The sequence below is a fragment of the Bacillus sp. 1735sda2 genome (assembly GCF_024159245.1).
GTDB classification, from domain to species: Bacteria; Bacillota; Bacilli; order Bacillales; family Bacillaceae; genus Bacillus; species Bacillus pumilus_O.
Genome location: NZ_JAMYWZ010000001.1, coordinates 101117 through 122356, shown reverse-complemented (window position 1 = coordinate 122356; position 21240 = coordinate 101117). Strand labels below are relative to the sequence as shown.

The following is a 21240-nucleotide window of genomic DNA, read 5'->3' as shown; positions in this document are numbered from 1 at the left end:
AAAGACCTCCACAGATTAAAGAACGCAAATCTTACTTCGTTTCTAAATGTGTTTTATGTGAATTACAAGTCTTGCAATATTTCTTAACTTCTAATCTTTCAGCTGCTGAAGCATCACTTTTCATTGTCGTATAATTGCGGCTTCCGCAGTCTTTACAGGCTAGAGTAATCTTTTTCCTCATATTTACACCTATTTTCTCGACATCATTTCCTTAGTACCTTATCACAGTGTCGAAAAAGCTGTCAATATAGGTTTGATTAGAGACTAATCTCGCGAAGCTCTAAATATTTCTCTAATTTTCTCTTTACTCTTTGGAGTGCGTTATCAATTGATTTCACATGACGGTTTAAATCTTCAGAAATCTCTTGATAGGATCTGCCATCAAGGTAAAGCACAAGAACCTTTCTTTCCAGCTCGCTTAGTAGTTCACCCATCTTCATTTCGATATCATCAAATTCTTCTTTGCTAATGATTAAATCTTCTGGGTTAAGCGCTTTAGCACCGGAAATGACATCCAACAATGTTCTGTCTGATTCTTCATCATATATTGGCTTATCTAATGATACATAGGAATTTAACGGGATATGTTTTTGGCGAGTAGCTGTTTTAATTGCGGTGATAATTTGGCGGGTAATACATAATTCTGCAAAAGCCTTAAATGAAGTAAGCTTGTCCTCTCTGAAATCGCGGATAGACTTATAAAGTCCGATCATCCCCTCTTGGACAATGTCCTCTCGATCCGCTCCAATCAAGAAATAAGATCTTGCTTTTGCACGTACAAAATTTCGGTATTTCGTTATTAAGTAATCTAGCGCATCACTATCTCCGACATGAACCCTTTCAATGACTTGTTCATCTTCCAACTGGCAAAATTGCTCTCTGATGGATTTATCCTTGCTGTTGTTTAGATTCACTTCGATCCCCCCGACCGCACCTAGATAGAAATATTATACATTAATGGTTGAAATATCGTCAAGCTATTCTAGATTCCCACGCCGCCATTTTTCAAACGTTTTCAATACATCTTCTGACAATTCTATCTTGGATGCTGGTTTATCAGAAGTAATCTTTTTGACTCTCGTTTCAATCTTTCGTTCGATCACTTCAATCTCTCTTAAAAGCTCTCGAGCCGACTTCCGAAGAGCTCCTTGTCCAAAGATTGCCCATTGTTCTGTAAAGTCTGAGGTCGCCACATGAATCTGCGTCCGAATATTATTCAGATCCTGGGCAAGCTTTTCAATCCGCTCATCAGCCGTTTCATTCTCTCTCGTAAAGATGACCTCTACTCGGTGATTGATTCGCTTTTTTTCGATTCCTTTGACCATATGGGCATCGAATACGACAATGACTCGATACCCTGTATAGGCTTGATATTCTGCTAAATTTTGAATCAGTATGTCTCTGGCTTCTTCAAAGCTGTTTTCCTTTAAGTGCTGCAGCCTTGGCCATGCACCTATCATGTTGTATCCATCGACTAAGAGGATGTCCATCTCTATTCTCCTAACGGATAACGTTTTCGATACACTTCATACATCAATAGACTAGCCGCAACTGACGCGTTTAACGAAGTGACCTTTCCGGCCATTGGCAGCTTAATTAGAAAATCACACTTTTCTTTGATCAATCGGCCAATCCCTTTTCCTTCACTGCCAATCACGAGAGCAAGCGGCATCGTGCCATCAAATTGTCTGTAATCCTGTTTGGCAGACGCATCTGTTCCCGCGACCCAGATTCCTCTTTCTTTCATCTCATCAAGAGCTCTTGAAAGATTGGTGACTTTGGCAACAGGAATATGTTCAATTGCTCCAGTAGATGCTTTGGCAACAGTTGTCGTTAAGCCGACCGCTCTCCTTTTCGGAATGACAATCCCGTGTGCACCTACAGCATCTGCTGTACGCATAATAGAACCTAAATTATGCGGGTCTTCAATTTCATCTAAGATAAGAAAAAATGGCTGTTCATTCCGCTGTTCAGCGATTTGATATAGATCGTCCAATTCTGCATATTCATATGCTGCTACTTGTGCAACGATTCCCTGGTGCTGACCTGTGACCATTTGATCAAGCTTTTTCCTCGGAACATACTGAATGGTGATATTTTGTTTTTTTGCGAGTTCAATGACCTGCTGGGCTTGTCCCTTAACAGTGTTTTCTGCCATCCAGAGCTTGTATAACTCTCGATCTGACTTCAGTGTTTCAATCACTGCATTTTTCCCAATCACATAATCATGTTGCTGACTCATTTGTCTTCCTCCCTGACGTTCCGATTTCAATCGCCTGACTAATCAGCTCTTCTAAGCGTTCGTCCTGCTTATCAATAAATAAATAACCCATGAGCGCTTCAAACGCCGTACTATAACGATACGTTTGAACGTCTGTGTTTTTAGGCACTGTGCCTGATTTTGCATTTCTTCCTCTTTTCAGCACCGCTTCTTCTGCTTCAGTGAAAAAGCCTTGCTGCTGAAGCGTAAATAAAATAGCTGCCTGAGATTTAGCTGAAACGATTTTGCTTGCTCGTTTGTGCAGCTCATTTGGTTTTGTCGCCCCCGTTTGGAGGAGGTGATGCCTCACGTAGACTTCAAAAATGGCATCACCCATATAAGCAAGCGCTAGTCCGTTCAATTGTTTACCGTCTTTCAGCTTTTCAAAATTCAACATGACCTATTCTCCTCTTTTCCAGCGAGTACCTTGAGGAGTGTCCTCCAATACAATATTCATGCTCTTTAACTGGTCACGAATTTGATCAGATAGCGCAAAATCACGATTTCTTCTAGCTTCATTGCGTTGTTCAATTAACGCTTCTACTTCTTTTTCAAGCGTATGCTTTTCTTCTAATGAGAAGCCAAGGACAGACGTGATTTCTTGGAACAAGCCGATAAATGCCTTGATCACTTCCTCCGAAGTATGATCATTTTCCATATAATAATTCGCCTGTTTCGCAAGTTCAAATAAAACAGAAATCGCATTTGCCGTATTGAAGTCATCATTCATTTCAGAAATAAATGTCGCTCTCTGCTCTTCAACCTTCGCCAACCATTCAGCATTGTCTTCTGTGATATTCGTGCTGCTTTCAAGGCGATGATGTAAATTAGCATAAGACGTTTTGAGTCGGTTAAACGCACTCTTTGTACTCTCTAGTAAATCCATTGAGTAGTTAATTGGATGACGGTAGTGAACCGACAACATAAAGAATCGAAGCACATCAGGATCTTGTTCCTTTACAATGTCATGCACAAGCACAAAGTTGCCAAGTGATTTTGACATTTTCTCATTCTCAATATTAATATATCCGTTATGCATCCAATATTTCGCAAATGGTTTGCCTGTCAAAGCCTCAGATTGAGCGATTTCATTTTCATGGTGAGGGAAGGTTAAATCCTGTCCTCCTGCATGAATATCGATTGTATCACCTAAATATTTTTTAACCATGGCCGAGCATTCAATGTGCCAGCCTGGACGTCCTTCGCCCCACGGGCTATCCCATGAGATTTCTTGGTCCTTTGCAGCCTTCCATAAAGCAAAGTCCAGCGCATCTTGTTTCTTCTCACCTACACGAATACGGGCACCTGTCTTCAGTTCATCAATCGACTGGTGAGAAAGCTTTCCGTAGCCTTCAAATGAGCGTGTGCTGTAATACACGTCACCATCTGCTTCATAGGCGTAGCCCTTTTCTATCAATGTCTCAATAAATGCAATGATATCATCCATATTTTCCGTCACGCGCGGGTGAAGATCAGCTTTTTTGCAGCCTAGTGCGCTGACGTCTTCAAAGTAGGCTTGGATAAAGCGGTCAGCAATCGTCGGAACATCTTCTCCGAGTTCATTGGCTGCTTTGATGAGTTTATCATCCACATCTGTAAAGTTTGAGACAAAGTTTACATCATAGCCGCTGTATTCTAAATACTTACGTACAGTGTCATAAACAATAGCAGGTCTTGCATTCCCGATATGAATGTAGTTATAAACGGTTGGTCCGCACACATACATCTTGACCTTTCCTGGCTCAAGCGGGACGAATTCCTCTTTCTTACGTGTCAATGTATTATAAATATTGATTGTCATGATTGTTCTTCCTTTCTGCTCAATGAAGCCAGCTCACCTTTTAGCTTTTCCATTTCTCGTTCCAATTCTTTGAAACGATCGGAAATTGGATCTGGCAAATCTTGATGATTGAGATCACGATTAATTTTCTTACCATTTTGAACGACGACTCGCCCAGGTATACCGACAACCGTTGAATGGTCAGGTACGTCCTTTAAGACGACCGATCCCGCTCCGATCTTGGCTCCTTTTCCGACTGTAATGGAACCAAGCACCTTTGCACCTGTCGCAATGAGCGCATCGTCTAAAATGGTCGGGTGCCGCTTTCCCTTTTCTTTCCCTGTTCCCCCTAATGTCACGCCTTGGAAAACAGTGACGTTGTCTCCGATTTCACATGTTTCCCCAATCACCACTCCCATACCGTGGTCAATGAAGAAGCGCCTGCCAATGGTGGCCGCAGGGTGAATTTCCACCCCTGTGAAAAACCGGCTGACCTGAGAAATGATCCGTGCAAGAAAGTACAGCTTCCGCTTATAAAATGCATGCGCGATACGATGAGCCCAAATCGCATGAAGCCCTGAATAGGTTAGCACTACTTCAATATAGCTTCTAGCAGCAGGATCTTGATCAAACACAGTATCAATATCTTCTTTCAGCATTTTGAAAAACACATGCTCCCCCCGTTCTCCCCATCAATCTCTCTTCGGACTTGCTCTCTTTTTTGGACAAATAAAAAACGCCTCTGCCATATGACAGAGACGTTTTGAAAACGCGGTTCCACTCTGTTTAGAAAGCCCTCATTTCGCAGCCTTCTCAACTTCATCCCATAACGGAGGGTACCGCCCTTGCATACTTACGTACTCGTGTTCCTCAAGGGTCTTGAGGGTGCATTTCCAACGTCTGCCCATAAGTCTCTTTCAGCCGGTGAAGACTCTTTCTGTGATGGACGAAAACATTGTACTTCTCCCTCGCAACGATTTCCTTATATTTGTTTAATGCGGTTTAATACCGTTTCTTTACCTAGTAGTTCAATACTTTGCGGAAGTTCTGGACCGTGCGTTTGTCCTGTGACAGCCACACGAATTGGCATGAATAGTTTCTTGCCTTTATGCCCTGTTTCTTTTTGGACCGCTTTAATAGCCGCCTTGATTTCATCAGGTGTGAAAGACTCAAGTCGTTCAAGCTGACCAGCAAATGATGCCATGACTTCTGGTACTTGCTCCTCTGCTAGAACTTCCTTTGCCTCTTGATTATACTCAATTTGCTCCTTAAAGAACAACTCTGTTAACTCAACAATTTCTGCTCCATAGCTTAATTGTTCATGATACAGAGCAATCAGCTTGCGCACCCACGTGTTTTTTTCATCTGACAGCTGCTCACTTACTTTGCCTGCTTTTTGAAGATGTGGAAGTGTTAGCGCAACAACCTGATCAAGATCAAGTGCTTTCACGTATTGGTTATTTACCCATTTTAGTTTATGCATATCGAATAGAGCTGGTGACTTAGAAAGTCGGTTCACATCGAAAATGTCGATGAATTGCTCTTTCGTAAACAGTTCTTCTTCGCCCACTGGAGACCATCCAAGTAGTGCAATGAAGTTGAACAGGGCTTCTGGTAAATAGCCCAAGTTTTTATATTGCTCGATGAATTGAATAATGGATTCATCACGCTTGCTTAATTTCTTGCGGTTCTCGTTCACAATCAGCGTCATATGTCCAAATAGCGGAACATCCCAGCCAAATGCATTGAAGATCATGATTTGTTTAGGCGTATTCGAAATGTGATCCTCTCCGCGGAGAATGTGAGTCATCTTCATCAAATGATCATCCACTGCTACAGCGAAGTTATAAGTCGGCGTACCATCTTTCTTCACAATGACAAAGTCACCGATGCCGTCTGTCTCAAATGAAATTTCGCCTTTGACCATGTCGTCAAATTTGATGATTTCTCCTTTTGGCACACGGAAGCGGATACTTGGCTCTCTTCCTTCAGCGATTAGCTTGTCCTCTTCTTCTTTCGATAAATGACTGCATTTACCAGAATATCGAGGCATTTCACTGCGGGCGATTTGTGCTTCACGCTCTTCCTCTAGCTCTTCAGCCGTACAATAGCACTTATACGCCAAGTCCTTCTCTAGCAGCTCATCATAATACTTTTTATAAATATCATTACGCTCTGATTGTCTGTAAGGACCGTAGCCACCATCTTTATCAATGCTCTCATCCCAATCAATACCGAGCCATTGCAGGTGGCGAAGCTGGCTTTCTTCTCCGCCTTCTACATTACGCTTTTGATCCGTATCTTCGATTCGAATAATAAATTTGCCGCCTTGACTGCGTGCGAACAAATAGTTGAAAAGAGCCGTTCTAGCATTCCCAATATGTAAATGACCAGTTGGACTCGGTGCATAACGAACACGCACTTCATTTCCCATGAGTTTAACTTCCTTTCATCTGCATCATGTTGTCTGACACCAATTTTTTATAAACGTATTTTATCATCAAATCTCATTCTCATCAAAATGAGTTTTACTTTTTCTGAAGAAGCACCGTTGCCTGAGAGGCAATTCCTTCGCCTCTTCCTGTAAATCCGAGTTTCTCCGTCGTCGTAGCTTTCACATTCACCTGTGTGACATCTGCCTCAAGCGCTTCTGCAATCTTCTCACACATCGGTTGAATATAAGGAGCCATTTTCGGCTTTTGCGCCATGATGGTGCAATCAATATTCACAAGTGTGTAGCCTTTTTCCTTTACTAGTGCCCACACATGCTGCAGTAATTGAAAAGAATCCGCATCCTTAAACTCAGGGTCTGTGTCCGGGAAATGTCTGCCGATATCTCCTTCAGCAATCGCACCTAGGCAGGCATCTGCCACTGTGTGGAGCAGTACATCAGCGTCTGAATGCCCAAGCAGCCCCTTTTCATATGGGATGGTGACCCCGCCGATAATCAAAGGTCTTCCCTCTGTTAATTGATGTACATCAAAGCCTTGTCCTATTCTCAACATGATCTAGTACCCTCTTTCCGCATCCATAATTGCCTTGGCAACCAATAAATCATCCGGTGTCGTCAGCTTAATATTGGTATAATCTCCTTGGACAATATACACGTTTTCACCATGTAATTGTTCCACAAGACTGGCGTCGTCTGTTCCAAGGAAACCGGTCCGCTCTGCATATTCATGCGCCTCTTTTAAAATAGAATGACGAAAAGCTTGTGGGGTCTGGACTGCCCACAAGCTCTGACGTTCAATGGTTTGTTCCACTTTGCCTTCTTGAACGCGTTTGATTGTGTCTTTCACTGGTACCGCTACAACCGCGGAGCCCTTTTCAATCGCTGCTTTAACGAGCAAGTCAATCTGTGTATGCTTAATAAAAGGCCTTGCCCCATCATGAACAAGCACGATGTCTGCATCTTTCACAGCCTTTAATCCTTCGTATACACTTTGCTGACGTTCCTCACCGCCGTTGACAAGTGAAACAGGCGTTTGAAACGCGTGTACCTTGAGAAGCCTTTCAAAGTCTTGACGCTCCTCTTCATTGATCGCTAGGATCATGCGTTTGCACTGAGCATGAGCGTCAAACACCTTTAGTGTATGAATAATGACCGGCATTCTTTTCAGCTCAATAAAAAGCTTATTGCGGCCGGCCTTCATTCGTTTCCCCTGCCCCGCAGCCGGAATAACTACTTCATAATACATGTTCGTTCTCCCTTTAGAGCGCCTTCTCCAGAAGTTTTGGCTTCGCAAAAATCATTCTTCCAGCAGCAGTCTGCAGCACACTTGTGACGAGCACATCGATGTCTTTTCCAATGTAATTGCGTCCTTCTTCGACCACAATCATCGTACCGTCATCTAAGTAAGCAACACCTTGGTTATGCTCTTTCCCATCTTTAATGACCTGTACCTTCATTTCTTCCCCAGGCAGCACAACCGGTTTCACCGCATTGGCTAGATCATTGATGTTTAACACTGCTACTTTTTGAAGTTCGCATACTTTATTTAAATTAAAATCATTTGTCACAACAACACCTGAAGTTAATTTAGCGAGCTTCACAAGCTTGCTATCAACCTCTTGAATGTCTTCAAAGTCACCCTCGTAAATTTCAACTTTGATATCTAATTCTTTTTGAATACGATTTAAAATATCAAGACCTCTTCGGCCTCTATTTCTCTTTAATACATCAGAAGAGTCTGCAATATGCTGTAATTCCTCGAGCACAAATTGAGGAATGACCATGACGCCTTCTAAGAATCCAGTTTGACAAATATCTGCGATTCTTCCATCAATGATAACACTTGTGTCTAAAATTTTCAGCTTTTTATCTTCTATTTCAGGTTCATCATCAGCTGCTCCTTTTTTCTTGGTGACCTTTGCAGATCGAGAGAACAGCCCCATCATTTCATCCTTCTTCTTAAACCCTACCTGAAATCCAAGGTATCCTAAAAAGAAAGCCAGGAAAATCGGAATAATGGTACCAAAAATATGATATGGGATATTGTTTAGCGGAATCACGTTTACAATAAGATATGCTAGAATAAGTCCAAATACTAATCCGAAACTTCCAGAAATAAGATCAGGAAGAGGCGCCTTTAATAGAGAATCCTCGATCCATTTCACCCAATTAACCACATAACCTGTGCACCATTTGCCGATGATTAAGAACACAGCGGCTCCTATTAGTGCTGAAGAGTAAGCATTTGTAATGAAAGGTATGTCCTTTACATTTAACAGCAGAAATAACTCTGGAATGATAAAAATCCCTACAACTGCACCAAAAATGATAAAAAACGCCTGAACGATTCTTTTTAACATACCTTCACCTCCTTTATTATTCATCTGTCAATCCACCCTCACCTGACATTGATATATGTTTAAGTTTCCTATCGTGTTCAACAGAAAACAAAAGCATCATTAATATACCCATATTCATCCATTTTTAACCGTATTGAGAGAAAATTTCTCTTCTTACAGCTGTCGATCGATATAATGTTTTTCTTGCAACCTTTTTAATCCTTTTTTTATCTTTTTCGCTCTTACTTCTCCAATTCCTTCTACTTCATCCAAATCTTGTACATCCGCTTCCATAATTCGATCTAACACACCGAATGCTTCAACCACGTTTTCGACGATTGGCATAGGCAGTCTAGGGATTTTGTGAAGCAATCTGTAACCTCTTGTGTACACATATTCGTCAATATTTGTAGAAGCTGGATAGCCTAGTAACTTGTACAGAATGGAATCATCTAAAAGCTCAAAGCTAGACATATCTTGGAGCTGTTTAAGCAGAACATATGAATCTTTAATCTTTTCTTTCACGTAATCTTTAATAAATAAAGCCGCTTCCTGCTCCATATCTGTAATCAGTTCATTGACTTGCAGACGGATCAAATGTCCTTCAGTTCCAAGCTCTTTGATATACATATTGATTTCATTTTTGATTCTAAGCACCATCTCGTAACGATGCAGCACGGATAATACATCACCAAAGGTCACAAGCTCTTCAAATTCCAGGGCGCTTAACGCAGAAATGGCGTGATCTAAAATGGTTTTATATTTCTCAAGTGTTTGTATGGCTTGGTTAGCCTTCGTTAAAATAAAGCCAATATCTTTCAGCGTGTAACGACGATTTCCTTGGTATAAGGTAATGACGTTCCTCCGTTCAGAAATTGCAATGATTAAACAGCCAGTCTGCTTCGCTACACGTTCAGCAGTACGGTGCCTCATGCCCGTTTCCGATGAATGGATGGTCGCATCTGGCATAAGCTGTGTATTCGCATACAAGATCTTTTGACCAGAATCGCTTAAAATGATGGCTCCATCCATCTTCGCCAATTCATATAAGTGTGCTGGGGAGAAGGCAGAATTAATGTGAAATCCTCCATCGACAACACTCTTCACTTTGTCGTTATAACCAACAACAATTAGCCCGCCAGTATTGGCCCTCAGGACGTTTTCGATCCCAGCCCGAAGAGGTGTCCCTGGTGCCACAAACTGTACGATATCTAAGAGATCGAGTTCTCTCGCTCCTTTTTTCTCTTTTTCCATTTCTATGATCCCCCTAGTGAAATTCGAAGTGCCTCCGCTACATTTTCTACACCGACTAACTCAATCCCTCTCGGCTTTTTCCATCCATCTATATTTGCCTGAGGAATAAACATTCGTTTAAATCCTAGTTTCGCAGCTTCCTGCACACGCTGTTCAATTCTTGATACTCTTCTGACTTCTCCCGTCAGGCCGACCTCTCCTATAAAGCAATCCGCTTGATGCGGCGCTGCGTCTTTAAAGCTTGATGCAATGCTGACCGCAATGGCCAAGTCAATTGCTGGTTCGTCAAGCTTCACACCGCCTGCGACCTTTAAATACGCATCCTGGTTTTGCAGAAGCAGTCCAACACGTTTTTCTAAAACCGCCATGAGTAGTGACACTCGATTATGATCAAGACCAGTGGCCATTCTACGCGGATTTCCGAAGCTTGTCGGTGAAATTAATGCTTGTATCTCGACTAGAACAGGTCTTGTTCCTTCCATTGAGGCAACGACACACGAACCCGATACACCTGCCGAACGTTCTTCTAAGAAAATTTCGGATGGGTTTAATACTTCCGTGAGCCCTTCCTCTCTCATTTCAAAAATCCCTAGTTCATTCGTCGAGCCAAATCGGTTTTTCACCGCACGTAAGATACGAAACGTATGATGACGCTCGCCTTCAAAATAAAGAACCGTGTCCACCATATGCTCTAAAAGACGTGGGCCTGCGATCGAGCCTTCTTTGGTCACGTGACCAACGATAAAAATTGGAATCCCATTTGTCTTTGCAATCTTCATCAGCTGTGCTGTACATTCTCTCACTTGAGATACAGACCCAGGAGCTGACGTAATATCGCTTTGATAAACGGTTTGAATCGAATCCACCACGACAAAAGCGGGTTTCATCTCTTGTATAGCAGACGTTATATACTCCATATCGGTTTCAGCCAAAACATGTAAAGAGGTGCTTTTTATGCCGAGGCGGTCCGCTCTTAGCTTCGTTTGTTTAATGGACTCCTCACCAGATATGTATAATACATTCTGATTTTTATCTGAGAGCTGTGCTGATACTTGTAATAATAAAGTGGACTTCCCAATCCCAGGATCTCCGCCAATGAGAACAAGAGAGCCTTTGACAATTCCACTTCCTAATACTCGATTAAATTCTTCTAAATTCGTTTTGATTCGGGGTTCATCTGATGTTTCAATTGCAGATATAGGTGAAGGTTTTTGAATGGTTTGAACAGAATGGTTAAAAGCGCTTCGACGGTTTGCTGGCTCTTTACGAACGACCTCTTCTGTCATACTGTTCCACGTGCCGCAGCCTGGACATTTCCCCATCCATTTGGCTGACTCATAACCGCACGATTGGCATATAAATTTTGATTTCGTCTTAGCCATAGATTGAAGAATACAACTCCTTATACTGGTCAGAAAATAAGTAAAGGGAGGCATACAGCTTACTGGTATGCCTCACACTTTTGTCTTACTATATTAGTTCGTAGCAGCCGTCGTTTTTACGACAATTTCTCCATCTTCCACATCTAATACAATTTGTTGACCTTTTTCAATATTACCCTTCAGAAGCTCCTCAGAAAGTCGATCCTCCACATGCTTTTGAATCGCTCTTCTTAACGGACGCGCACCGTACTCAAGGTCTACACCTTCATCAGCAATCTTCGCTTTTGCTGCTTCTGTCAATTCAATTGAAAGGTCTTGTTCTTTTAATCGTTTCGTCAATTGATCAGACATGAGAGACACAATCTCTTTTAGATGTTTCTTTTCAAGTGAATGGAAGACAATGATTTCATCAATACGGTTGATGAATTCTGGTCTGAACGCACGTTTCAACTCGCCCATCACTTTGCCTTTCATATCCTTGTAATTTTGACCTTCATCCTGCACGTTAAAGCCAACATATTTATTTCGCTTCAGTTCACTAGCTCCAACGTTGGATGTCATGATCAAAATCGTATTTCTAAAGTCAACAGTACGCCCTTTAGAATCAGTCAGACGACCATCTTCTAATACTTGAAGTAAGATGTTGAATACATCTGGATGCGCCTTTTCAATCTCGTCTAAAAGCACAACAGAATAAGGTTTTCTTCTCACTTTTTCAGTCAGTTGTCCGCCTTCTTCATAGCCAACATAGCCAGGAGGTGACCCAACAAGTCTAGATGTAGAGTGTTTCTCCATGTATTCTGACATATCAATACGGATCATCGCTTCTTCATCACCGAAAATAGACTCTGCGAGTGCTCTTGCAAGCTCCGTTTTACCAACCCCTGTTGGGCCTAAGAAGATAAATGAGCCAATTGGACGTTTTGGATCTTTTAGTCCAGCACGCGCACGTCTCACAGCTTTTGCTACAGCGACAACTGCTTCATCCTGCCCAATTACACGAGAATGGAGTAATTGTTCCATATTTAGAAGCTTATCTGTTTCGGTTTGGGCAATTTTTGAAACAGGCACTCCCGTCCAGCTAGAGACAACCATTGCGATATCATCCACTGATACCTCTGAATTCTCCTGTCCTTGCTTTTCTTTCCAAGATTTCTTTGTGACCTCTACCTTTTCACGCAGACGCTGCTCTGTATCGCGAAGAGAAGCTGCTTTTTCAAATTCCTGACTTTGAACAGCCGCATCTTTTTCCTTGCGTACTTCATCCAGCTTTTGCTCTAGTTCTTTTAGGTTAGGCGGTGTTGTGAAAGAACGTAAGCGGACTTTCGAACCTGCCTCATCAATTAAATCAATCGCCTTATCTGGAAGGAAACGATCAGAAATATAACGGTCAGACAGCTTCACTGCCGCCTCAATCGCTTCATCTGTAATGGACACACGGTGATGTGCCTCATAACGATCTCTAAGTCCTCTTAAGATTTGAATACTCTCATCAACTGATGGCTGATCTACTTGAATTGGCTGGAAACGTCGTTCAAGCGCAGCATCCTTTTCAATATATTTACGGTACTCATCTAATGTTGTCGCCCCGATACATTGAAGCTCTCCACGTGCTAAGGATGGTTTTAGAATATTAGATGCGTCAATCGCACCCTCTGCTCCACCAGCACCAATCAGTGTATGAAGCTCATCAATGAAGAGAATGATATTTCCTGCCTGGCGAATTTCGTCCATGACTTTTTTCAAACGATCCTCAAATTCACCACGATATTTTGTTCCCGCTACAACGGTTCCCATATCAAGCGTCATCACTCGTTTATCGCGTAGAATTTCAGGCACTTCATTATGAATAATTTGCTGTGCAAGACCTTCAGCGATGGCTGTTTTACCAACACCAGGCTCACCAATCAGCACCGGGTTGTTTTTTGTTCTTCTGCTTAGGACCTCAATGACACGCTGAATTTCTTTGCTTCGTCCAATGACAGGGTCCAAGCTGTCTTCTTTCGCAATCGCTGTTAAATCTCTTGCTAAGCTATCTAATGTTGGGGTATTTGCATTGCTGTTAGAGCCAGCGGCAGATGCACCTGTTTCATTACTGCCAAGCAGCTGCAGGACTTGCTGACGTGCTTTATTTAAGCTCACACCGAGGTTATTTAAAACGCGGGCTGCTACACCCTCTCCCTCGCGAATAAGACCTAAGAGAATATGTTCTGTCCCTACATAGGAATGACCGAGCTTTCTTGCTTCATCCATTGAAAGCTCAGTGACCTTCTTCGCTCTAGGCGTATAATGAGGAATAGCTTGAGACACCTCTTGCCCTCTTCCAATCAAGCTTTCGACTTCTTTTTGGATTTTATCTGAAACAAGGCCCAGTGCTTCTAACGCTTTTGCGGCGATGCCCTCACCCTCACGTACTAGACCAAGTAAAATGTGTTCAGTACCAATGTTCTTATGGCCTAGGCGAATGGCTTCTTCTTGTGCAAGTGCTAATACCTTTTGAGCTCTTTCAGTGAATCTTCCAAACATCATATCGTTTCATCCTCCTGTCCATTCCTATGCATTTCTAAACGCAGTCTTTCTCTAATAATTGCTGCTCGTTTTATGTCTCGTTCATTTGGCTCCAAAGCTCCTCCAGAATATTGTTGAAGAAAGCCAGGCTGTGTCAAAATCATGAGTTCATTCAGTATATTACTTGAAAGCCCCTTAATGATACCTAAATCAATTCCAAGGCGCACATCTGACAGACATTTTGCTGTTTCCTTTGATTCAATCATGCGACAATTGGACAAAATCCCTAAGGACCGGTACACTCTGTCCTCAAGTTCAATCTTAGATGTTTGATATAACGCTTTTCGTGCAGATCGCTCTTGTTCAATAAGCTGCGCGGTCACGCTATTTAAATCATCTACAATATCTTCTTCTGATTGACCAAGTGTCATTTGATTTGAAATTTGAAAGATGTTCCCTATTGCTTCGCTGCCTTCACCATAAATTCCTCTGACTACAAGACCTAATTGATTAATCGCAGGAATAATCCGATTCATTTGTCTTGTGAGGGCTAAAGCGGGTAAATGCATCATGACTGATGCCCTAATACCTGTACCTACATTCGTTGGACAGCTTGTTAAGTATCCTCGCTTTTCAGAAAATGCATAATCCACTTGCTCCTCAATCCAGTCATCTATCTGGTTAGCTGCTTTTAATGCATTGGCTAGTTGGAATCCTGGGAATAAGCATTGGATCCGAATATGGTCTTCTTCATTCAGCATCACACTGATTTCCTCATTTTCAGACAGCAAACAACCGCCAAATCTTGATTCTGCTAAGTTTGGGCTGATCAAATGCTTTTCAACAAGTACCCTCTTTGCTAAAGGCTGCGTTTCATTCATTCGAATTAGAACAAAGTTTCCGATGTCCTTCACTTCCTGGCTAGCAAACTTTTGCTCGAATTGCTGGAGAACAGCTTGAGCCTCTTCCTGAGAAAACTGAGTTGGGAAACGAACATGCTCTAGGTTGCGTGCTAGCCTGATTCGACTGCTTAGAACAATGTCACTTTCGGGTCCTTTTTGTTTCATCCATTGACTTAAAGCGTCTTGAATAAAATGCTGGAGCGACATGTTGTTAATCTCCCTCCCTCTGCTGAGATTGCTCATGCTCTAATGCACGAATTTGATCTCGAACTTCCGCTGCTTTTTCGAACTCTTCTTGTTCAATTAACTGCTTCAGTTCTTGCTGCATCAACTCAAGTTTCCGGCGCACATGAAGACTGCCGGCAATCCGTTTAGGCACCTTTCCATTATGGACTGTATTTCCACTATGGACTTTCCGTAAAACAGGGTTCAAATACTGGTCAAACGAACGATAGCATTCTGCACAGCCAAAACGGCCTGTTTTTCTGAATTGTTGAAAGGTTAAGCCACACTTAGGACATTGATCCACTTCTCTTGCTTCTTGAAAAATAGATGATCCCTTATTCGCACTTGTCGTAAAGCTAGGATCAATATTCAATAAACCCGATAATAAGTTGTGAATAGAGAAACCTTGGTTTCCACTCATAGCATATGAATCACTGTTTTCTTTTGCACATTGTTCACATATGTGCATTTCTTGTTTTTCTCCATTTATAACTTTCGTAAAGTGAAAAGTGGCTGGTCTCTCATTGCATTCTTGACAAATCAATCTTTTCACCCGCTTTACTTTAATTTCAAAGCATTTAACATCGCTTTCATCATCCGAGCCCGCAATTCATCACGTTCAGGTAAATCAATGTGCAAAACAGAACGGTCCATGACACTGATCATCATCTTTGCTTCTCTTTCAGATAAAATGTTATTTTCGACAAGACGCATGATGATATGATCAGAGGCAGCCTGTGATAAACGATGATATATTTGGGAAATAATATTGTTCAATAAGTCGACTTCATCATTCATTTTGACTTTAATGATGCGGATATAGCCACCGCCGCCACGCTTACTTTCAACGATGTAGCCTCTCTCGCTCGTAAAGCGTGTATTGATAACATAGTTAATTTGTGAAGGTACGCATTGAAACTTATCTGCAATTTCATTGCGCTTAATTTCTAATATTTCTCGACCATTCTGATCCAAGACTTCTTTCAAATACTGCTCGATGATATCAGAAATATTTTGTGCCACTCCGCCTCCTCCTCCATTGACTTTGACTATATTTGACTTTAATCTTACTATAAATTTTTTCGGTCGATTTTTCAAGATAATCGCTCAACTAAGAATATTATTTCCACATTTATATGGTGTCAAACCTCTTAAAAACACAAAAAGACCAGTTCCAAATGGAACTGATCCTTATACAAGCTTGGCGGCGTCCTACTCTCACAGGGGGAGACCCCCAACTACCATCGGCGCTGAAGAGCTTAACTTCCGTGTTCGGTATGGGAACGGGTGTGACCTCTTCGCTATCGCCACCAAACCTGATGGAGAGAATGTTCTCTCAAAACTAGATAACAATGTTCAAACTTCACAATAGAATATAGGTTAAGTCCTCGATCTATTAGTATCTGTCAGCTCCACGTGTCACCACGCTTCCACCTCAGACCTATCAACCTGATCATCTTTCAGGGATCTTACTTCCTTGCGGAATGGGAAATCTCATCTTGAGGGGGGCTTCATGCTTAGATGCTTTCAGCACTTATCCCGTCCGCACATAGCTACCCAGCGATGCCCTTGGCAGAACAACTGGTACACCAGCGGTGCGTCCATCCCGGTCCTCTCGTACTAAGGACAGCTCCTCTCAAATTTCCTGCGCCCGCGACGGATAGGGACCGAACTGTCTCACGACGTTCTGAACCCAGCTCGCGTACCGCTTTAATGGGCGAACAGCCCAACCCTTGGGACCGACTACAGCCCCAGGATGCGATGAGCCGACATCGAGGTGCCAAACCTCCCCGTCGATGTGGACTCTTGGGGGAGATAAGCCTGTTATCCCCGGGGTAGCTTTTATCCGTTGAGCGATGGCCCTTCCATGCGGAACCACCGGATCACTAAGCCCGACTTTCGTCCCTGCTCGACTTGTAGGTCTCGCAGTCAAGCTCCCTTGTGCCTTTACACTCTGCGAATGATTTCCAACCATTCTGAGGGAACCTTTGGGCGCCTCCGTTACATTTTAGGAGGCGACCGCCCCAGTCAAACTGCCCACCTGACACTGTCTCCCTGCCCGATAAGGGCAGCGGGTTAGAAGGTCAATACAGCCAGGGTAGTATCCCACCGATGCCTCCACCGAAGCTAGCGCTCCGGTTTCCAAGGCTCCTACCTATCCTGTACAAGCTGTACCAACATTCAATATCAGGCTGCAGTAAAGCTCCACGGGGTCTTTCCGTCCTGTCGCGGGTAACCTGCATCTTCACAGGTACTATAATTTCACCGAGTCTCTCGTTGAGACAGTGCCCAGATCGTTGCGCCTTTCGTGCGGGTCGGAACTTACCCGACAAGGAATTTCGCTACCTTAGGACCGTTATAGTTACGGCCGCCGTTTACTGGGGCTTCAATTCGCACCTTCGCTTACGCTAAGCGCTCCTCTTAACCTTCCAGCACCGGGCAGGCGTCAGCCCCTATACTTCGCCTTACGGCTTCGCAGAGACCTGTGTTTTTGCTAAACAGTCGCCTGGGCCTATTCACTGCGGCTTCTCGGGGCTTTAACACCCTAAGAAGCACCCCTTCTCCCGAAGTTACGGGGTCATTTTGCCGAGTTCCTTAACGAGAGTTCTCTCGATCACCTTAGGATTCTCTCCTCGCCTACCTGTGTCGGTTTGCGGTACGGGCACCTCTCACCTCGCTAGAGGCTTTTCTTGGCAGTGTGGAATCAGGAACTTCGCTACTAAATTTCGCTCGCCATCACAGCTCAGCCTTCACGGGAAACGGATTTGCCTATTTCCCAGCCTAACTGCTTGGACGCGGATATCCAATACCGCGCTTACCCTATCCTCCTGCGTCCCCCCATTGCTCAAATGGTGAGGAGGTGGTACAGGAATATCAACCTGTTGTCCATCGCCTACGCCTTTCGGCCTCGGCTTAGGTCCCGACTAACCCTGAGCGGACGAGCCTTCCTCAGGAAACCTTAGGCATTCGGTGGACGGGATTCTCACCCGTCTTTCGCTACTCATACCGGCATTCTCACTTCTAAGCGCTCCACCAGTCCTTCCGGTCTGACTTCACAGCACTTAGAACGCTCTCCTACCACTGTTCGTTAGAACAGTCCGCAGCTTCGGTGATACGTTTAGCCCCGGTACATTTTCGGCGCAGAGTCACTCGACCAGTGAGCTATTACGCACTCTTTAAATGGTGGCTGCTTCTAAGCCAACATCCTGGTTGTCTAAGCAACTCCACATCCTTTTCCACTTAACGTATACTTTGGGACCTTAGCTGGCGGTCTGGGCTGTTTCCCTTTCGACTACGGATCTTATCACTCGCAGTCTGACTCCCAAGGATAAGTCATCGGCATTCGGAGTTTGACTGAATTCGGTAACCCGGTAGGGGCCCCTAGTCCAATCAGTGCTCTACCTCCGAGACTCTTACCTTGAGGCTAGCCCTAAAGCTATTTCGGAGAGAACCAGCTATCTCCAGGTTCGATTGGCATTTCACCCCTACCCACACCTCATCCCCGCACTTTTCAACGTGCGTGGGTTCGGGCCTCCATTCAGTGTTACCTGAACTTCACCCTGGACATGGGTAGATCACCTGGTTTCGGGTCTACGACCACGTACTCATGCGCCCTATTCAGACTCGCTTTCGCTGCGGCTCCGCATCTTCTGCTTAACCTTGCACGGGATCGTAACTCGCCGGTTCATTCTACAAAAGGCACGCCATCACCCTTTAACGGGCTCTGACTACTTGTAGGCACACGGTTTCAGGATCTATTTCACTCCCCTTCCGGGGTGCTTTTCACCTTTCCCTCACGGTACTGGTTCACTATCGGTCACTAGGGAGTATTTAGCCTTGGGAGATGGTCCTCCCGGATTCCGACGGAATTTCACGTGTTCCGCCGTACTCAGGATCCACTCTGGAGAGAACAACATTTCAGTTACAGGGCTGTTACCTTCTTTGGCGGGCCTTTCCAGACCTCTTCGCTTATATCGTTCCTTTGTAACTCCGTATAGAGTGTCCTACAACCCCAAGAGGCAAGCCTCTTGGTTTGGGCTGTTCCCGTTTCGCTCGCCGCTACTCAGGGAATCGCATTTGCTTTCTCTTCCTCCGGGTACTTAGATGTTTCAGTTCCCCGGGTATGCCTTCTCATACTCTATGTATTCAAGTATGGATACTACTCCATTACGAGCAGTGGGTTTCCCCATTCGGAAATCTCCGGATCAAAGCTTGCTTACAGCTCCCCGAAGCATATCGGTGTTCGTCCCGTCCTTCATCGGCTCCTAGTGCCAAGGCATCCACCGTGCGCCCTTTCTAACTTAACCATTTCTTACTTTAGAAAGAATCACTATGTGTGATGAACTTTGCATTGCATTCAATGTGAATGTATTACTTATTGTTATCTAGTTTTCAAAGAACAATCCTGTCTCGCTAGAGACATGTTTTGAAGGAATGATCCTTCAAAACTAAACAAGACGAAAACGCACGCTGCTCCATATATCCTTAGAAAGGAGGTGATCCAGCCGCACCTTCCGATACGGCTACCTTGTTACGACTTCACCCCAATCATCTGTCCCACCTTCGGCGGCTGGCTCCATAAAGGTTACCTCACCGACTTCGGGTGTTACAAACTCTCGTGGTGTGACGGGCGGTGTGTACAAGGCCCGGGAACGTATTCACCGCGGCATGCTGATCCGCGATTACTAGCGATTCCAGCTTCACGCAGTCGAGTTGCAGACTGCGATCCGAACTGAGAACAGATTTATGGGATTGGCTAAACCTTGCGGTCTCGCAGCCCTTTGTTCTGTCCATTGTAGCACGTGTGTAGCCCAGGTCATAAGGGGCATGATGATTTGACGTCATCCCCACCTTCCTCCGGTTTGTCACCGGCAGTCACCTTAGAGTGCCCAACTAAATGCTGGCAACTAAGATCAAGGGTTGCGCTCGTTGCGGGACTTAACCCAACATCTCACGACACGAGCTGACGACAACCATGCACCACCTGTCACTCTGTCCCCGAAGGGAAAGCCCTATCTCTAGGGTTGTCAGAGGATGTCAAGACCTGGTAAGGTTCTTCGCGTTGCTTCGAATTAAACCACATGCTCCACCGCTTGTGCGGGCCCCCGTCAATTCCTTTGAGTTTCAGTCTTGCGACCGTACTCCCCAGGCGGAGTGCTTAATGCGTTAGCTGCAGCACTAAGGGGCGGAAACCCCCTAACACTTAGCACTCATCGTTTACGGCGTGGACTACCAGGGTATCTAATCCTGTTCGCTCCCCACGCTTTCGCTCCTCAGCGTCAGTTACAGACCAGAGAGTCGCCTTCGCCACTGGTGTTCCTCCACATCTCTACGCATTTCACCGCTACACGTGGAATTCCACTCTCCTCTTCTGCACTCAAGTTTCCCAGTTTCCAATGACCCTCCCCGGTTGAGCCGGGGGCTTTCACATCAGACTTAAGAAACCGCCTGCGAGCCCTTTACGCCCAATAATTCCGGACAACGCTTGCCACCTACGTATTACCGCGGCTGCTGGCACGTAGTTAGCCGTGGCTTTCTGGTTAGGTACCGTCAAGGTGCGAGCAGTTACTCTCGCACTTGTTCTTCCCTAACAACAGAGCTTTACGATCCGAAAACCTTCATCACTCACGCGGCGTTGCTCCGTCAGACTTTCGTCCATTGCGGAAGATTCCCTACTGCTGCCTCCCGTAGGAGTCTGGGCCGTGTCTCAGTCCCAGTGTGGCCGATCACCCTCTCAGGTCGGCTACGCATCGTCGCCTTGGTGAGCCATTACCCCACCAACTAGCTAATGCGCCGCGGGTCCATCTGTAAGTGACAGCCGAAACCGTCTTTCATCCTTGAACCATGCGGTTCAAGGAACTATCCGGTATTAGCTCCGGTTTCCCGGAGTTATCCCAGTCTTACAGGCAGGTTACCCACGTGTTACTCACCCGTCCGCCGCTAACATCCGGGAGCAAGCTCCCTTCTGTTCGCTCGACTTGCATGTATTAGGCACGCCGCCAGCGTTCGTCCTGAGCCAGGATCAAACTCTCCGAGGTATGCAGGATGCATATCACACATGCGTTGCTACACGATGTAGCGAACTTAGCATGTGATCACATCCTGCCTCGTCAGCGTTTGACTGACTACCTATGAAAC

17 protein-coding genes, 3 rRNA genes and 1 other annotated feature are annotated in these 21240 nt (G+C 44.4%); all 20 genes read right to left on the bottom strand.

Annotated features, from left to right (window positions below; translation table 11 throughout):
* Nucleotides 1-31: 31 nt before the first annotated feature.
* On the bottom strand, nt 32-181 hold the full coding sequence (gene rpmG / locus NKR21_RS00655) for a 50S ribosomal protein L33 (RefSeq protein WP_012008694.1): 150 nt from the start codon (nt 179-181) through the stop codon (nt 32-34).
* Nucleotides 182-257: 76 nt separating this feature from the next.
* Entirely contained in the window at nt 258-914 is a 657-nt protein-coding gene (sigH, locus tag NKR21_RS00650) for an RNA polymerase sporulation sigma factor SigH (protein WP_003217132.1), read from the bottom strand.
* Between the two features lie 63 nt (nt 915-977).
* Complete coding sequence (gene rae1, locus NKR21_RS00645) at nt 978-1490, bottom strand: ribosome-dependent mRNA decay endonuclease Rae1/YacP (protein ID WP_003216949.1); 513 nt, start codon at nt 1488-1490, stop codon at nt 978-980.
* 2 nt (nt 1491-1492) lie between these two features.
* Nucleotides 1493-2242, bottom strand: coding sequence for a 23S rRNA (guanosine(2251)-2'-O)-methyltransferase RlmB (gene rlmB, locus NKR21_RS00640; RefSeq protein ID WP_003217141.1), 750 nt, complete (start codon nt 2240-2242; stop codon nt 1493-1495).
* Nucleotides 2226-2657, bottom strand: a complete 432-nt coding sequence (locus NKR21_RS00635; protein ID WP_012008693.1) for a Mini-ribonuclease 3 — start codon at nt 2655-2657, stop codon at nt 2226-2228. Before NKR21_RS00635 ends, rlmB begins: the two co-directional genes overlap by 17 nt.
* A 3-nt stretch (nt 2658-2660) precedes the next feature.
* On the bottom strand, nt 2661-4061 hold the full coding sequence (gene cysS, locus NKR21_RS00630; RefSeq protein WP_144458033.1) for a cysteine--tRNA ligase: 1401 nt from the start codon (nt 4059-4061) through the stop codon (nt 2661-2663).
* Nucleotides 4058-4711, bottom strand: coding sequence for a serine O-acetyltransferase (cysE, locus tag NKR21_RS00625; protein ID WP_012008691.1), 654 nt, complete (start codon nt 4709-4711; stop codon nt 4058-4060). The genes cysS and cysE overlap by 4 nt, the downstream gene beginning before the upstream one ends.
* Before the next feature lie 80 nt (nt 4712-4791).
* Nucleotides 4792-5023 (bottom strand) — a binding site (T-box leader).
* Nucleotides 5023-6474: a glutamate--tRNA ligase gene (gene gltX, locus NKR21_RS00620; protein WP_012008690.1), complete on the bottom strand. Its 1452-nt coding sequence runs from the start codon at nt 6472-6474 to the stop codon at nt 5023-5025. Its footprint overlaps the feature before it by 1 nt.
* A gap of 94 nt (nt 6475-6568) precedes the next feature.
* Nucleotides 6569-7045 (bottom strand): 2-C-methyl-D-erythritol 2,4-cyclodiphosphate synthase, encoded by a 477-nt coding sequence (gene ispF / locus NKR21_RS00615; protein WP_012008689.1) that lies wholly within the window; start codon nt 7043-7045, stop codon nt 6569-6571.
* 3 nt (nt 7046-7048) lie between these two features.
* On the bottom strand, nt 7049-7738 hold the full coding sequence (gene ispD / locus NKR21_RS00610; protein ID WP_012008688.1) for a 2-C-methyl-D-erythritol 4-phosphate cytidylyltransferase: 690 nt from the start codon (nt 7736-7738) through the stop codon (nt 7049-7051).
* Nucleotides 7739-7751: 13 nt separating this feature from the next.
* The gene (locus NKR21_RS00605) at nt 7752-8852 is read right to left on the bottom strand and encodes a PIN/TRAM domain-containing protein (RefSeq protein WP_012008687.1); all 1101 of its coding nucleotides are present in this window, start codon (nt 8850-8852) and stop codon (nt 7752-7754) included.
* Nucleotides 8853-9005: 153 nt separating this feature from the next.
* A complete protein-coding gene (gene disA, locus NKR21_RS00600) occupies nt 9006-10085 on the bottom strand; it encodes a DNA integrity scanning diadenylate cyclase DisA (protein ID WP_144458035.1) in 1080 nt (359 codons plus the stop codon).
* Nucleotides 10086-10087: 2 nt separating this feature from the next.
* Complete coding sequence (radA, locus tag NKR21_RS00595; RefSeq protein WP_034620767.1) at nt 10088-11467, bottom strand: DNA repair protein RadA; 1380 nt, start codon at nt 11465-11467, stop codon at nt 10088-10090.
* 93 nt (nt 11468-11560) lie between these two features.
* Nucleotides 11561-13996 (bottom strand): ATP-dependent protease ATP-binding subunit ClpC, encoded by a 2436-nt coding sequence (gene clpC / locus NKR21_RS00590; protein ID WP_003216969.1) that lies wholly within the window; start codon nt 13994-13996, stop codon nt 11561-11563.
* Nucleotides 13993-15084, bottom strand: a complete 1092-nt coding sequence (mcsB, locus tag NKR21_RS00585) for a protein-arginine kinase McsB (RefSeq protein WP_012008685.1) — start codon at nt 15082-15084, stop codon at nt 13993-13995. The genes clpC and mcsB overlap by 4 nt, the downstream gene beginning before the upstream one ends.
* A gap of 4 nt (nt 15085-15088) precedes the next feature.
* Complete coding sequence (gene mcsA, locus NKR21_RS00580; RefSeq protein WP_034665655.1) at nt 15089-15646, bottom strand: protein-arginine kinase activator protein McsA; 558 nt, start codon at nt 15644-15646, stop codon at nt 15089-15091.
* 14 nt (nt 15647-15660) lie between these two features.
* Complete coding sequence (locus NKR21_RS00575) at nt 15661-16125, bottom strand: CtsR family transcriptional regulator (RefSeq protein ID WP_003217184.1); 465 nt, start codon at nt 16123-16125, stop codon at nt 15661-15663.
* A 176-nt stretch (nt 16126-16301) separates the two neighbouring features.
* Nucleotides 16302-16417 (bottom strand): 5S ribosomal RNA (rrf, locus tag NKR21_RS00570).
* A 61-nt stretch (nt 16418-16478) separates the two neighbouring features.
* Nucleotides 16479-19409 (bottom strand): 23S ribosomal RNA (locus NKR21_RS00565).
* Between the two features lie 182 nt (nt 19410-19591).
* Nucleotides 19592-21140: ribosomal RNA gene (locus tag NKR21_RS00560) — 16S ribosomal RNA — on the bottom strand.
* Together the 16S, 23S and 5S rRNA genes form the textbook arrangement of a ribosomal RNA operon.
* Nucleotides 21141-21240: the final 100 nt, after the last annotated feature.

Coding starts and splice junctions, on each gene's coding strand:
- rpmG (WP_012008694.1), bottom strand. CDS start 181: ATGAGGAAAAAGATTACTCTAGCCTGTAAAGACTGCGGAAGCCGCAAT.
- rae1 (WP_003216949.1), bottom strand. CDS start 1,490: ATGGACATCCTCTTAGTCGATGGATACAACATGATAGGTGCATGGCCA.
- rlmB (WP_003217141.1), bottom strand. CDS start 2,242: ATGAGTCAGCAACATGATTATGTGATTGGGAAAAATGCAGTGATTGAA.
- NKR21_RS00635 (WP_012008693.1), bottom strand. CDS start 2,657: ATGTTGAATTTTGAAAAGCTGAAAGACGGTAAACAATTGAACGGACTA.
- cysS (WP_144458033.1), bottom strand. CDS start 4,061: ATGACAATCAATATTTATAATACATTGACACGTAAGAAAGAGGAATTC.
- gltX (WP_012008690.1), bottom strand. CDS start 6,474: ATGGGAAATGAAGTGCGTGTTCGTTATGCACCGAGTCCAACTGGTCAT.
- ispF (WP_012008689.1), bottom strand. CDS start 7,045: ATGTTGAGAATAGGACAAGGCTTTGATGTACATCAATTAACAGAGGGA.
- ispD (WP_012008688.1), bottom strand. CDS start 7,738: ATGTATTATGAAGTAGTTATTCCGGCTGCGGGGCAGGGGAAACGAATG.
- NKR21_RS00605 (WP_012008687.1), bottom strand. CDS start 8,852: ATGTTAAAAAGAATCGTTCAGGCGTTTTTTATCATTTTTGGTGCAGTT.
- disA (WP_144458035.1), bottom strand. CDS start 10,085: ATGGAAAAAGAGAAAAAAGGAGCGAGAGAACTCGATCTCTTAGATATC.
- radA (WP_034620767.1), bottom strand. CDS start 11,467: ATGGCTAAGACGAAATCAAAATTTATATGCCAATCGTGCGGTTATGAG.
- clpC (WP_003216969.1), bottom strand. CDS start 13,996: ATGATGTTTGGAAGATTCACTGAAAGAGCTCAAAAGGTATTAGCACTT.
- mcsB (WP_012008685.1), bottom strand. CDS start 15,084: ATGTCGCTCCAGCATTTTATTCAAGACGCTTTAAGTCAATGGATGAAA.